Origin of the sequence: Streptomyces ficellus (assembly GCF_009739905.1) — a bacterium.
Classification (GTDB): Bacteria; Actinomycetota; Actinomycetes; order Streptomycetales; family Streptomycetaceae; genus Streptomyces; species Streptomyces ficellus_A.
The window spans coordinates 2,396,267-2,409,967 of record NZ_CP034279.1 but is presented as its reverse complement, the minus strand read 5'-3'; the positions used below and the strand labels follow the sequence as shown (position 1 = coordinate 2,409,967).

The window sequence follows — 13,701 nt, the reverse complement described above, 5'->3', positions numbered from 1 at the left end:
GTCGTCACCTCTGCTTCATGGGCGGACGAGTTCAAGAATGTGAGCACCGGTGCAGAAGCGCAGTGAGACTCCCGGCGACCCTCAGGCACCGGGCGGCCGCCGCGTACGCGTGCGCAGCCGGCTCGTCGTCGGCGTCGCGCTGGTCGGCATCACCGTCGTGGGCGCCGGCGCCCCGGCCGTGCTCGCCGCCTCCGGCGACCTCAACGACTCCCAGCGGCTGGTCACCCTCGCCGAGCTGAACCGGCAGGCGGTCACCCTCGCGCACTCCCTCGCGGACGAGCGCGACGAGGTCACCGCGTACATCGCCGGAGGGCGCCGGGCCGGGAACGGCGACGAAGCGGCGGACGGGAACGGGGCCGGGACCGGGACCGGCGGTGACGGAGCCCAGGGCGCCGACGCGGCCCAGGCGCCCTCCCTCGACGCCACCCACCGCGCCCGCGTCGACCGGCAGATCGACGAGATCCACGCCGACGCCCCCGCCGGTCTCCGCCGCGAACTCGCCACCCTCCCCGACATCCGGCGCACCGCCGTCACCGGCAAGGGCACCGCCCTGGAGGCGCACCGGGCGTACAACGAGGTCATCGGCAACCTCCAGGCCCTGGCCGCCGAGCTCGCCGCCAAGACCCCCGCCCGCGCCGCCGACGCGGGCTCCGGCACCCGCGCGCTCACCGAGCTGGGCCGGGCCGTCGACCAGGCCTCCGCCACCCGCGGGCTCCTGCTCGGCGCCCTCGCCGTCCCCGGCGCCAAGAAGTCCGAGCTGGTCTACGACCCCCTCACCGGCCGGTACGTCGAGCCCGCCGACCCCGCGGGGGACGCGGCCGACCGCACCCGCGACGCCCTCAGCGCCGCCGCCCACACCGCCCGCGTCCGCGAGCGGGCCGCCCTCGCCGACTTCGACCAGGACGCCCCGCCCGCCGCCCGCGACTCCCTCGCCGCCACGGTCACCGGCCCCGACGTCAAGAGCGCCGAGACGTACCTCACCCGCCTCACCGACCAGCCCGAGCTGTCCGAGAGCGAGCGGAAGACCGACCGGGCGAAGCTCCGGGCGGCCCTCACCGCCCGCGTCGAGCAGATGCGGGGCGTCGAGTCCTCCCTCGCCACCGGCGAGGTGCGGCGCATGGAACAGCTCCGCGACGACGACGTCACCGCACTCGAACTGAGCATCGCGCTGCTCGGCGGCTGCCTGCTCGTCGCGATCGGCGTCTCGACCGCCGTCGCCCGCACCCTCACCCGGCCGCTCGCCGTCCTGCGCATCGGCGCCGCCCGCCTCGCCGAGGCGCCGCAGACGGAGGAACCGGTCCGGTTCACCGGCCGCAACGACGAGTTCGCCCAGGTCGTACGCTCCCTCAACACCCTGCACGGCAAGCTGGCCGACCTCGGTGCCCGCGCCGGGAAGCTCGACGCCGAACGCGACGACGCCGTCGCCGCCCGCGAGGCCCTCGTCGCCGAGCTCGCCGCCCGGCGCACCGAGCTGCGCGACCGCACCGCCGAGACCCTCGCCGAGCTCGAAGCCCTGCGCGGCAGCGTCCACCACACCTTCGTCAACCTCTCGCTGCGCACGCTCGGCCTCGTCGAACGCCAGCTCGCCGTCATCGAGAAGCTGGAGGAGCGCGAGCAGGACCCCGAGCGGCTCGGCACCCTCTTCAAGCTCGACCACATGGCCACCGTCATGCGGCGGCACAGCGAGAACCTCCTCGTCCTCGCCGGCCACGAGCACAACCACGCCCACCAGGGCCCCGTCCCGCTCGTCGACGTGCTGCGCGCCGCCGTCAGCGAGATCGAGCGGTACGAACGCGTCACCATCCAGTCGCTGCCGCCGCACGCCTACGTGGCCGGGTTCGCCGCCGACGACCTGAGCCACCTGCTCGCCGAGCTGCTGGAGAACGCCACGTCGTTCTCGCCGCCGGACGCGAAGGTCCAGCTCTCCGGCTGGCTGCTGGAGAGCGGCGAGGTGATGCTCTCGGTCGAGGACGAGGGCATAGGGATGACCGAGGGCCGGCTCGCCGAGCTGAACGCCCGCCTGGCCGACCCCGAGGCCCGGCCGGAGCCGGACGCCGACCGGGACGGCGAGGGCCTCGGCATAAGGGTGACCGCGCTGCTCGCGGCACGGCACGGCGTACGGGTCCAGCTGCGCGACCAGAAGCAGGGCGGCGTGACGGCGGTCGTCGTCCTCCCGCCCGCGCTGCTCCCGGACGCCCCGCCGACCGCCCTGCCCCCGTCGGTCGCCGTCGCGGGCACGGCGCCTGCGCTGAACCTGCCGGGTTCGGTCGCCGAGGCCAACTCCAACACCCTGCACGGTGCCCGCACGGCCCGCGACCCGCTGGTCGACGCCGCCGAGGCGACGCTGCGGGCCGACGCGGCGGAACCCACCGAGGCGCCCGCGCCGGAGACGGACCAGCCGGAGACGGAACAGCCGGAGACGGAACAGCCGGAGGGCGACGAGCCCGCCGGTCCCGAGACCACCCTTCAGGTCCGCGCCCCGCGCGACCCGGAGCGGGAGTCCGAGCCGGAGCCCGAGCCGGAGTCCAAGTCCGAGCCGGAGCCCGAGCCCGAAACACACGAGCGGGCCGACGCGCACGACACCGCCGACGCGCACGACACCGCCGACACGCACGACGACGACGGCGACGAGTCCGGGGCGGCACGCGCCCACGAGCCCAAGTGGGAACGCGTCACCGACAAGGGGCTGCCCAAGCGGACGCCCAAGGTCGTCGAGCCGACCGCGCCGCGCGCCGAGCGCAAGGGCGGGGTCGACGCCGAGGCGCTGCGCCGCCGGCTCGGCGGGTTCCACCAGGGCGCCAAGGACGGCCGCCGCGACGCCGAGGCCGAAATCGCGGAGAACACCCAGCAGACGGAAGCGGTACGTACCGAAGAGACGGGGGACACAGTCGAGGAGGCACGCAGTTGAGTGCGAGGACCGGCAGTACCACCGGCACGGCGACGTTCGGACTGAGCAGCGAGGCGAAGAACCTGCACTGGCTGCTCGGCAACCTGGTCGAGGAGGTGCCAGGGGTCCGCTCGGTCGCCGTCGTCTCGTCCGACGGGCTCCTGCTGCTGTCCTCCGACCCGGCGGACCGCGGAAGCACCGCCGCGGCCGGGGAGGCCCGCTCCGACGGCCCCCGCGGCGCCGCCGCCGACCTCGCCACCATCGTCTCCGGCATCGGCAGCCTCACCATCGGAGCGGCGAAGCTCATGGACGGCGGCTCCGTCAAGCAGACGATGGTCGCGATGGAGGAGGGCAGCGTCTTCGTCATGTCCATCAGCGACGGCTCCCTCCTCGGCGTACACGCCACGCCCGACTGCGACATGAGCGTCGTCGCGTACCACATGGCGCTCTTCGTCGGCCGCGCCGGACACGTCCTCACACCCGAACTCCGCAGCGAGCTGCGCAAGTCGATGGAGAGTGCCGCATGACGTCCGCATCCGCCGCCGGCCGGCTGCCGGTCCGGGGCGGCGGGCGCCGTCCCGCCCGCGTCCGCCCCTACTCGCTCACCGGCGGCCGCACCCGCTTCGGTCACGTCCTGCTCGTCGAGACGTTCGTCGCCGCGCTCGAAGCGCCCGGGGAGCGCAGGGAACTGGCGAACGGCGGCCTCACCGCGCGCGTCATGCCGGAGATGCGGGCCATCGTCGAGATCTGCCGCCGGATGCGTACCGTCGCCGAGATCTCCGCGCTGCTGAAGATGCCCCTGGGGGTCGTCCGGGTGCTGCTCAGCGACCTGGCCGACCAGGGGAGGATCCGCGTGTACGGGACCGGTCACGGCACCGGCCAGCCCGACCGCGCACTGCTCGAAAGGGTGCTGAGTGGCCTCCGCCGTCTCTGAGATAGCCGTGGACGAGGACGGGGCGCAGCCCTGGCAGCTCGACCACACCCGCGCCCCCATCGCGACCAAGGTCGTCGTCGCGGGCGGCTTCGGTGTCGGCAAGACGACCTTCGTCGGCTCGGTCTCCGAGATCACCCCGCTGCAGACCGAGGCGCTGATGACCCGGGCCAGCGAGGACACCGACGACCTGGCGGCGACGCCCGACAAGCTCACCACCACCGTCGCCATGGACTTCGGGCGGATCACGCTCGACGACGACCTGGTGCTGTACCTGTTCGGGACGCCCGGGCAGCAGCGGTTCTGGTTCATGTGGGACGACCTGGTGCGCGGGGCGATCGGCGCGGTCGTCCTGGCCGACACGCGGCGGCTGACGGACTGCTTCCCGGCCCTCGACTACTTCGAGAGCTGCGGCCTGCCGTACGTCGTGGCGGTCAACCACTTCGAGGGGACCGAGCTGTTCGAGGCGGAGGACGTGCGCGAGGCGCTGACCGTCCCCGAGGACGTACCCGTAGTGATCATGGACGCCCGGAAGCGGATCACGGTGGTCGACTCCCTGCTGGCGCTGGTCGCCCGTGCCCTCGAAACCACCCCTGAGTAAGGAAAAGAGACCCTTCGATGCGGAAGATACTCATCGTCGGAGCCGGGCAGTCCGGTCTCCAGCTCGCCCTCGGACTCCAGTCGCGGGGGTACGAGGTCACCCTGATGTCCAACCGCACGGCGGACGAGATCCGGACCGGCCGGGTCATGTCCACGCAGTGCATGTTCCACACCGCGCTCCAGCACGAGCGGGACCTCGGCATCAACTTCTGGGAGTCCCAGGCCCCGCGCATCGAGGGCCTCGGCGTCTCGGTCGGCGCGCCCGACGGCTCGCGCCCGGTCGACTGGGTCGGCAAGCTCGACGGGTACGCCCAGTCCGTCGACCAGCGCGTGAAGATGGCCGGCTGGATGGAGACCTTCTCGCAGCGCGGCGGCCAGGTGGTGATCCACGGCGCGGCGGTCTCCGACCTGGACTACTTCTCCCGCACCTACGACCTGGTGCTGGTGTCCGCCGGCAAGGGCGAGCTGGTGTCGATGTTCGGCCGGGACGCCTCCCGCTCCCCGTACAGCGAGCCGCAGCGCGCGCTGGCGGTCGCGTACGTCCACGGCCTCGGCCCGCGCCCCGAGCACCCCGACTTCGACGCGGTCCGCTGCAACCTGGTGCCGGGCGTGGGCGAGCTGTTCGTGATGCCGACGCTGACGACCAGCGGCCGGGCGGACATCCTGTTCTGGGAGGGCATACCGGGCGGCCCGCTGGACGTCTTCCAGGGCGTCAAGGACCCCTCCGAGCACCTGGCGCTGACGCTGGAGCTGATGGAGCGGTTCACGCCCTGGGAGTACGCGCGCGCCACCAAGGTCGAGCTCACCGACGCGGGCGGCACCCTCGCCGGCCGCTACGCCCCGACCGTCCGCAACCCCGTCGGCCGGCTCCCCGGCGGCGGCCTGGTCCTCGGCGTCGCGGACGTGGTCGTGGCCAACGACCCGATCACCGGCCAGGGCTCCAACTCGGCCTCCAAGTGCGCGGCGTCGTACCTGTCGTCCATCGTGGAGCACGGCGACGGGCCGTTCGACGAGGCGTGGATGCGGCAGACCTTCGACCGCTACTGGGACACCGCCCAGCACGTCACCAAGTGGACCAACGCCATGCTCGGCGTCCCCCCGGAGCACGTCCTGAACCTCATCGGCGCCGCGGGCGGCCTCCAGCCGGTCGCGAACCGCTTCGCCAACGGCTTCAACGACCCGGCCGACTTCGAGAACTTCTTCTACGACCCGGAGAAGACGGCCGCCTACCTGGCGTCGGTCACCGAGGGCTAACGACACTCGGCCAGTCTGGCTGGATTGCTCGTCGCACTGACCAACTGCCGTGCTATGTCGACCATGGTCGCCAGCTGAGGACTGCCGGCTGCCCAACCACCATCGGTTGGGCAGCTGTTTGTCCTACTTTGCCACCACGACGCCCTATGTGCCATCGCTGTATCGCGCGGCCGAATCTCTCGTCCACGGTCGGCTACAGCAACACGCGCATCGTGGCCATACCGGCTGGTAGTTCTCGTTTTCTCCTCCGGACCCACTCCATGAGGGGCTAGCCTGCTGCCTGACAGCTGTGAGAGCAGCCATTCCTCTTGGGAAAACGCACGGGGGCATGCTGATGGACCGCGTCACCAAAGTCTACTTGGACACGTTTCGGCAAGAGCAGTCGATCGAGTCGGCGCCGGAATCTACTGCCTTTGAGCTGTTCGCTGACTACTGTGTCATCTCTGATGCTTACGATGATGAATTCAATGTCACCGATGTCCATACAGGCGGCGGAAATGATCTGGCCATTGATGGAATCGGCATCATCGTGAACGGGACACTCGTTAACTCGACGGACGAGGTCGTCGGAGTGCTAGGCGTCAGCGGCTCGCTGGACGTGACGTTCTGCTTCATTCAGGCCAAAACGTCGAGCAAGTTCAGCGGAGATCAGATTTCAGGATTCTTCGATGGTGTCGACGAATTCTTCGAAGAGTCGATCAGTCTCCCGGTCAATACTGAAGTCGCCAAGTGCCGCGATATCATGCAGGTTATTTATGAGAGCAGTCTTAAATTCCGCAGAGGGAAGCCACAGTGTCGGTTGAACTACGTTACGACGGGCCAGTGGAAGTCTGACGACTACTTGGCCGCCAAGATTCGCGGACGGGTTAACAAACTTAAAGACACGGGTCTGTTCTCGGATGTTGTGTTCACTCCGATGGGGGCGGACGAACTGCATGCCAGTTACTTGCGCACAAAGAACAGCGTAACGACTGAGTTTGTCTTCCCTGGGAAGGTTCTTCTGCCGGACATTTCTGGTGTAGCAGAAGCGTACCTAGGTGTTCTTCCAGCAAAGGAGTTCATCAAACTATTGACGGACCATGCTGGAAATATCCGGAAGTCCTTGTTCAACGACAACGTGCGCGACTTCCAGGAGTACAACTCCGTAAATGCAGACATTCAGAAGACGCTGCGCGATGACTCTTCTAAGGGTCGTTTCGTTGTTCTGAATAATGGTGTAACTATTGTTGCTCGCGAGCTTTCCACCACGCGTGATAAGGTTGCGATTTCCGACTATCAGATCGTGAACGGCTGTCAAACCAGCCATGTTCTTTTTGAGCAGCAAGAATACTTGACGGATGAAATTTAAGTTCCATTGAAAATTGTCGCGACGCAGGACGATGACGTAGTCAATTCGATTGTGACCGCAACGAATCGGCAAACGCAAGTCACCAACGAGGATCTGTTTGCTCTCGGCGCCTTTTCCAAGAAGTTGGAAAGTTTTCTTGCCTCTTACAGCGATGTGGAAAAGCTCTATTACGAGCGCCGGTCCAAGCAGTACAATGCCGTCTCCGGTATCAAAAAGGTCCGGATTATTACCAAGTCTCAGCAAATTCGCTCATTTGCTGCTATGTTCCTGGATGAACCCCATAGGGCTATTAGCTACTATGGGGATCTGCAGACTCAGGTTGGGGAGCGAATTTTCAACCCTGCGCACAAGCTCGAGCCTTACTACGTGGCCGCCTATGCACACTTCAAGCTGGAATTCCTCTTTCGTAACGGAGGCATCCCCGTTCAGTACAAACCAGCCCGATATCAGCTACTCATGGCGCTCCGGTACATCGCTGGCGGCTTGGAGATGCCGAGCCTGAACGCTAACAAGATGGAGGGCTATTGCGCGGGCATCTGCTCCGTACTGTGGGACAACGGTCGAGCCGTTGCTGCCTTCGAGGCGGGAATTGATGCTGTGAATAGGTCACTCGAGGGGGCAAAGCTGACGCTTGACGTGGCAAAGACTAGGGTTTTCACCGACTCGATCAAAAGTACACTTGGCCTTCCCATTCGAAGGGACCCAACGGCCAGTTAGTCATCAACTAGGGATACAGCCTCGTGAGCATGTGCGATCTTGTCGATGCGCTGGGCGAGGTCGAAGTCGGCAAGTGTCAGCTTGTAGCCGGCGTCGTGCGTGGTGACCGTGAAGCGGACGTGGTCCCAACGCAGGTCGATGTCCGCGTGGTGGCTGATGAGCCGTTCGATGTCGGCGACGTGCACGATCATGGCGACGCCGCCGTGATACCGGATGCGGTAGGCGGCTGTGATCGAGTCACCGACGCGTCGCCAGTTCGGCACATTCTCCAGGTGCGTGGCGATCTCCGCCTCGCTCAGTGGGTCTGCCACCGTCACTCCCCATCGGTCACCGGCGCCAGGACCTCGGCGAGATCCCGGCCGACCCGGGCATCGTGCCATGGGCGCACGGCACGTTCCAGGGTGGCCAACTCCCGAGCCATGCGCGCTGAGCGGGTCTCGACCGCGATCTCGACCCCGGGCCGAGCGATCTCGAGGGCCAGCTCCGGCTCGCGCGCATGCGCGGCGGCGGTGGCGTAGCGCGCCAGGTAGACCCCACGGTCTCGTCGTGCCGTCTCCGGTACGAGTGCGAGGACTTGCGGCCAGAGAGCGACGGCCTCCTTGCCGAGCCCCAGCCTTCCGTAGCACGTCGCCCTCTGGACCTGCAGGTAGCCGGGCGTCCGCCTGCAAGCGTTGCCCCAGGGGAGGTCGTCTTCGACGCGTGGGAGTAGTCCATCGGCGTCATCGATGAGCCGGTCGACGGATCTGCGATCGCCGTTGAGGCTCGCGCCGTGGGCCTGCTGTTGCAAGGCCATGATCCTGACCTTCGGTACGAGTCGCTCGGATTCGTCGAGGACGGCCTCGCAGAGGTCGATGACAGCCGGGCCGTCACCGAGGTCGGTCCGCACCTGGGCCTGGTTGACCAGGCTGTAGCCGATCAGCTGGCGATCGCGCGAGCGCACGGCGATTTCTTGAGTAACCCCTCGCCAAAATGCAGCCGCTTCGAGGTCGCCGGCGTCCTGGTAGAGCCAGCCGACGAGTGCGGCATAGGCGGCACCGACGCGGAGGAGGCTCCGCCGGGTCTCACCCTGTGCGGATCTGATCAGCTTGTCGATGAGTTGGTACTGGGCGGACACCGTTCCGATGAGGTCATGCGGGCCGAGAAGCATGTCGGCGCGGTAGTGGCCCTCCAGTTGCTGCTGGAAGTAGTCGACGAGTGCCGGATCCACATGCTGGCGGGTGTTCGGTCCCGGTACGAGGGCGGCGGCCGTCACGGAGACGAAGGTGTGTCGCAGCACATCGACCTCCGCGTGGTGCTCGGGCCGGATCCAGCCCGGCGGAGTGGTGAATCCGAGGTCCTCCGGCCACTGTCCGAGGGCATCGTGCAGCACGATCGCGGTGTCCTGAGACGGCCAGCCCGGCCGTGCGCCCTCCCAACGTCGCCACGTGCGCGGAGAAACCGCGAAGTGCCGATCTGCCAAGAGCCCTTGGCCGTGTTCGGACAGGTTCGCAGCGGCTTGCTCAACGGTGCGCCAGCCGCGGCGCAGACGCGCGGCACGCAATGCGTCGTTACGGCTCATGCTGCCAGTCTGCGTCGCCACTGAGCGCCCTGTCGGCCACGGCCGTCACGTGGCCGTCCATGGCCACCCGATGACCTGTATTCCCATCACCGATGACGACCATCATCGAGTCGCGGAGGCAGGGGCGTTCGGTATTCGGCCGGAATGCTCCCGCGGGAGTGATAGGGGAGCGACTCATGATGACGATCAAGGTGTACCGCGTGGCCCAGGACGGCACCCGGCGAGTGATCCGCGAGGAGCGGGAACTTGGTGTCGCCGAGGTGACCCGGCAGTGCGCCCTGTGCGGGTCGGGCGAGCGACTGCGCGTGGTGGCGGTGAGGGGCGGGATGGACGTCCTGGCTTGCCCCACACACGCGCCCGGTCTGGCCGCGCCGCTGGACGACAACTTGTCTGCACTGGCCTGGTACCAGAGCAAGCGCCGGGCACACCTCAAGGAGGCACAGATGAACAGCATGACGGCCGACGGAGGCAAGCACGGCGGGGAGCCGTCCGACAAACCGTGGGCGCCACCGCCCGCACCGCCGTCCCCCGACGGATTCGGTCCCAGCAAGCAGTGCGACGGGAGCTGATGTGGCGACCGACCCAAGGGATGGGCGGGGGCACGCCGCGCTCGTGGAGCACCTCTACGGACGGGGTCTGCTCGATGAGACCTGGCGAGCCGTGTGGCACGCCGTTCCCCGGGAGCCCTTCATTCCCCGCCAGGTATGGCGACAGGGCCTCCTCACCTGCGAGCCGGTTACCACCGAGGCGGAGCGGCTCGCGCTCATCCACTCGGACGAGCCGGTCGTCCTCCAGGTCGACGACGGGAAACCGGACGAAGCGGGCATCGCCACGTCGAGCAACTCGCAACCGTCGATGGTTGCCCGCATGCTGCGGCTGTTGCTCGTCGAAGACGGTCAGCGAGTGCTGGAGATCGGCACCGCGTCCGGGTACGTCGCCGCGCTTCTGTCACGGCGGCTGGGGGACGCACTCGTGCACAGCATCGAGATCGATGCCGGCCTTGCCCATCACGCCGTCGCCGTACTCCGCGCGGCCGGGTACCGGCCGAACCTGGCCTGCGGGGACGGTGCAGAGGGCTGGCCGGACCAGGCCCCTTTCGACCGTGTCATCTCCACATGCGCGCTGCGGCACATCCCGTACCCATTGGTACGGCAACTCGGCGCGGGTGGTGTCCTCGTGGCACCGATGGACCGGGACTTCTGGAGCGGAGCTGTCGTTCAGCTCACGAGTGGCGGGCAGGGCACCGCATCGGGCCGGTTCCGGGGCGAGGCGTCGTACATGCCCATGCGCTCCCACCGGCCGCCGGCCCCCGCGCCCGTCGACAGGGCGTCGGCTCGGTCTATCCGGACGAGCGTCGACCCGTACCAGCTGCTGACACTCGGGTTCGCGTTGTACGCCGGTGCGCGTCTGCCCGGGGTGCGTATGGTGCACGCCGAGCAGGAGACGGGAGTGCAGGTGTGGTTGCAGGACCGCCACGGGAGCGCCGCCACCGCCAGCACGGGCGGGGAGGCGTACGAGTACGGGACCCGCGACCTTTGGCAGGAGGTGGAGCGCGTGTACGGGGAGTACGCCGCTCTCGGCTCCCCGCCGGCTGAGGACTTGGGGCTGTCGGTGGGGCCGCACGGGGAGCGGGTGTGGGTGCACCACCCTGAGCGGGTCATCGGGCCCCTGACCTTCGCTCGCTAGCAAGTGCGGGCGCTTCCACCGGGCTGCCCGGACCCTCTTTTACTCGCCCCGCCGGGCGCACCAGGTACACGTCGACGGGGTCCTCGGACTCGAGGGTGAAGCCGTGGCGGCTCGTAGAGCCGACGGGCGGGGCTGCCACGCAGGACGAGTTCGCGGACCGTCCGGACGAGGGAGGTGTGCCGGGGGGAGAAGGTGTCCCGCAGGCGCTGGCGCACCCGGTGCGCGTCGTAGCGTCCGAGGCGTTCCAGGTCCGGGCGCATCACGGTGGCCCGCAGCTCCGCGAGGGCCTCGACGTCCTGCGGCGTCGCGGGGAGCAGTGCCCAGTCCGTCGTCCCGCTCGCCCCGTTCATGGCCGGAGTGTGGCAGGCGGTGTCAGGCGGTGCCCGGCGCCCGGTTGAGGCGGGTGCGGACCGCGAGGGCGGCGGAGGCGATGACGGTGAGGCCGCCGAGCACGGTGGACCAGGTGACGTCCTCGTGCAGGAGGAGGGCCGCCCAGGAGATGGTCATCACCGGCTGGACGAGCTGTATCTGGCTGACCTGGGCCATCGGGCCGATGGCGAGGCCGCGGTACCAGGCGAAGAAGCCGAGGAACATGCTGATCACCCCGAGGTAGGCGAAGGCGGCCCAGGCGCCGGGGGTGCCGGCCGGGGGGTGCTGGGCGGCCGAGTAGGCGGTGAGGGCGACCATCAGGGGCGCGGAGAGCACGAGCGCCCAGGAGATGGTCTGCCAGGCGCCGAGCTCCCGGGAGAGGAGGCCGCCTTCCGCGTACCCGACGCCGGCCGCGAGGACCGCGACGATCAGGAGCAGGTCGGACCAGTGGAGGCCGCCGGACCCGCCGCCCCGCAGCGAGGCGAACCCGATCGCGGCGAGGGCGCCGGCGGCGGCCATGAGCCAGAAGCGGGCCGGGGGCCGTTCGCGGGTGCGCAGGACGGCGATGACCGCGGTCGCGGCCGGCAGGAGCGCGATGACCACGGCGCTGTGCCCGGCCGACGCGGTGGTCAGGGCGAACGAGGTCAGGAGGGGGAAGCCGGCGACCACGCCGCCGGCGACGACCGCGAGCCGGGCCCACTGCGCGCCACGGGGCGGCCGCTGCCTCGTGACGGCCAGCGCGACGGCGGCGAGGAGCGCGGCGATCACCGCCCGGCCGGAGCCGACGAACAGCGGGGACAGCCCGCCGCCACCGACCGCGACACGGGTGAGGGGGACGGTGAGGGAGAAGGCCGCCACCCCGAGGAGGCCCCAGCCGAGACCGGTACGGGCCGGGGATAGCACCTGTGGCTCAAGCAGAGTAGCGCTACTGTTGTCGTTCATGAACAACGATAGCAGTGCGAGGATCGTCGCCGACCTCGACGCCTGGATCGCGAGCGCCGCACCGGGCGCCAAGCTGCCGTCCACCCGCACCCTGGTCACCCGGTACGGGGCCAGCCCGGTCACCGTGCAGAAGGCGCTGCGGACCCTCGCGGCGCGCGGCGCGGTGGAGAGCCGGCCCGGTGTGGGGACCTTCGTCCGGGCGGTCCGCGTGGCGCGCCCCAACGACTACGGGTGGCAGACCGCGGCCCTCGGGGCGCCCCCGCACCGCGGTCCGCAACTGTCCACCGCTCTGCGGACCTTCCCCAACGACGTGATCGCGCTGCACGCCGGCTACCCGGACCGGGAACTGCTGCCCGAGCGCCTGGTCCGGGCCGCGTTCACCCGCGCCGCCCGCGGCGACGCCGCCGTGAACCGCCCGCCGGCCGCGGGACTGCCCGAGCTCCAGGCCTGGTTCGCCACCGAACTCGGCACGGTGACACCCGCCGGGACCGCCCCTCCGGCGCCGAGCGACGTCGTCGTCCTCCCCGGCAGCCAGAGCGGGCTCACCACCACTTTCCGGGCCGTCGTCGGCGCGGGCCGGCCGCTGCTGGTGGAGTCGCCGACCTACTGGGGCGCGATCCTGGCGGCCGCCCGGACCGGCGTACGGGTCGTCCCCGTCCCCAGCGGACCCGACGGCCCGGACCCCGACGAGCTGGCCCGCGCGTTCCGCCAGACCGGGGCCCGCGCCTTCTACGCCCAGCCGAACTTCGCCAACCCCACCGGCGCCCGGTGGTCGCCCGAGCTGGCGGACCGGGTCCTGGACACCGTCCGCGGCCACGGCGCGTACCTGATCGAGGACGACTGGGCGCACGACTTCGGCATCGACGCGGAGCCGGTCCCGCTCGCCACCCGGGACGACAGCGGGCACGTCATCCACTTGCGGTCCCTCACCAAGAGCGTCTCGCCGGCCGTCCGGATCGCCGCGATCACCGCGCGCGGGCCGGCCCGCGAACGCATCCTCGCCGACGCGCAGGCCGAGTCGATGTACGTCAGCGGTCTGCTCCAGACCGTCGCGCTCGACGTCGTCACCCAGCCCGCCTGGCGCACCCATCTGCGGGGCCTGCGCCACCAGTTGGCCGCCCGGCGGGACCTGCTCGTCGGCGCGCTCCAGGAGCACGTCCCCGACGCCCGGGTCGAGGCGGTGCCCCCGGGCGGGCTCAACCTCTGGGTCCGGCTGCCGGACGCCACCGACCTGGGGCGGCTCGTCGCGGACTGCGAGGCGGCCGGCGTGGTCGTCGCCGCCGGTACGGAGTGGTTCCCCGCCGAGCCGACCGGGGCGTACCTCCGTCTCAACTACTCCGGCCCCAACCCCGGCGCGTTCCCCGACGGCGCCCGCCTCCTGGGGCGGGCGCTCGCCCGGCAGCGGTAGG

11 protein-coding genes and 2 pseudogenes are annotated in these 13,701 nt (G+C 69.7%); 9 read left to right on the top strand and 4 right to left on the bottom strand.

Annotated elements, in window-relative coordinates; translation table 11 throughout:
- The first annotated feature begins 49 nt into the window (after window positions 1-49).
- The 6 genes and pseudogenes from EIZ62_RS10225 (at window position 50) to EIZ62_RS32410 (ending at window position 7,737) form a co-directional block, all read left to right on the top strand.
- Entirely contained in the window at window positions 50-2,908 is a 2,859-nt protein-coding gene (locus tag EIZ62_RS10225; RefSeq protein ID WP_156692393.1) for a sensor histidine kinase, read from the top strand.
- Complete coding sequence (locus tag EIZ62_RS10220) at window positions 2,905-3,414, top strand: roadblock/LC7 domain-containing protein (RefSeq protein ID WP_156692392.1); 510 nt, start codon at window positions 2,905-2,907, stop codon at window positions 3,412-3,414. Before EIZ62_RS10225 ends, EIZ62_RS10220 begins: the two co-directional genes overlap by 4 nt.
- Window positions 3,411-3,821, top strand: a complete 411-nt coding sequence (locus tag EIZ62_RS10215; protein ID WP_156692391.1) for a DUF742 domain-containing protein — start codon at window positions 3,411-3,413, stop codon at window positions 3,819-3,821. The genes EIZ62_RS10220 and EIZ62_RS10215 overlap by 4 nt, the downstream gene beginning before the upstream one ends.
- Window positions 3,802-4,419 carry a GTP-binding protein gene (locus EIZ62_RS10210; RefSeq protein ID WP_156692390.1) on the top strand — a complete coding sequence of 206 codons (618 nt, stop codon included), beginning with the start codon at window positions 3,802-3,804 and terminating at the stop codon, window positions 4,417-4,419. The genes EIZ62_RS10215 and EIZ62_RS10210 overlap by 20 nt, the downstream gene beginning before the upstream one ends.
- Before the next feature lie 17 nt (window positions 4,420-4,436).
- Window positions 4,437-5,672 (top strand): styrene monooxygenase/indole monooxygenase family protein, encoded by a 1,236-nt coding sequence (locus tag EIZ62_RS10205; protein WP_156692389.1) that lies wholly within the window; start codon window positions 4,437-4,439, stop codon window positions 5,670-5,672.
- A gap of 328 nt (window positions 5,673-6,000) precedes the next feature.
- Window positions 6,001-7,737, top strand: a pseudogene (locus EIZ62_RS32410) (AIPR family protein).
- On the opposite strand, the gene EIZ62_RS10190 reads toward EIZ62_RS32410, so the two are convergent.
- Complete coding sequence (locus EIZ62_RS10190; RefSeq protein ID WP_244375604.1) at window positions 7,734-8,054, bottom strand: 4a-hydroxytetrahydrobiopterin dehydratase; 321 nt, start codon at window positions 8,052-8,054, stop codon at window positions 7,734-7,736. The pseudogene EIZ62_RS32410 and the gene EIZ62_RS10190 overlap by 4 nt on opposite strands.
- Window positions 8,051-9,295, bottom strand: coding sequence for an NsdA family TPR-like regulatory protein (locus EIZ62_RS10185; RefSeq protein ID WP_156692385.1), 1,245 nt, complete (start codon window positions 9,293-9,295; stop codon window positions 8,051-8,053). The genes EIZ62_RS10190 and EIZ62_RS10185 overlap by 4 nt, the downstream gene beginning before the upstream one ends.
- Window positions 9,296-9,471: 176 nt before the next feature.
- Here EIZ62_RS10185 and EIZ62_RS10180 point away from each other — a divergent pair, with 176 nt between their 5' ends.
- Together EIZ62_RS10180 and EIZ62_RS10175 are read left to right on the top strand one after the other, a co-directional pair.
- Window positions 9,472-9,864 carry a hypothetical protein gene (locus EIZ62_RS10180; protein ID WP_156692384.1) on the top strand — a complete coding sequence of 131 codons (393 nt, stop codon included), beginning with the start codon at window positions 9,472-9,474 and terminating at the stop codon, window positions 9,862-9,864.
- A 1-nt stretch (window position 9,865) separates the two neighbouring features.
- On the top strand, window positions 9,866-10,981 hold the full coding sequence (locus EIZ62_RS10175; RefSeq protein ID WP_244375602.1) for a protein-L-isoaspartate O-methyltransferase family protein: 1,116 nt from the start codon (window positions 9,866-9,868) through the stop codon (window positions 10,979-10,981).
- On the opposite strand, the pseudogene EIZ62_RS32405 reads toward EIZ62_RS10175, so the two are convergent.
- Window positions 10,953-11,331: pseudogene (locus EIZ62_RS32405) on the bottom strand (hypothetical protein). The gene EIZ62_RS10175 and the pseudogene EIZ62_RS32405 overlap by 29 nt on opposite strands.
- 22 nt (window positions 11,332-11,353) lie before the next feature.
- A complete protein-coding gene (locus EIZ62_RS10170; protein WP_244375600.1) occupies window positions 11,354-12,253 on the bottom strand; it encodes a DMT family transporter in 900 nt (299 codons plus the stop codon).
- 37 nt (window positions 12,254-12,290) lie between these two features.
- Here EIZ62_RS10170 and EIZ62_RS10165 point away from each other — a divergent pair, with 37 nt between their 5' ends.
- Window positions 12,291-13,700 carry an aminotransferase-like domain-containing protein gene (locus EIZ62_RS10165; RefSeq protein WP_156692382.1) on the top strand — a complete coding sequence of 470 codons (1,410 nt, stop codon included), beginning with the start codon at window positions 12,291-12,293 and terminating at the stop codon, window positions 13,698-13,700.
- Window position 13,701: the final 1 nt, after the last annotated feature.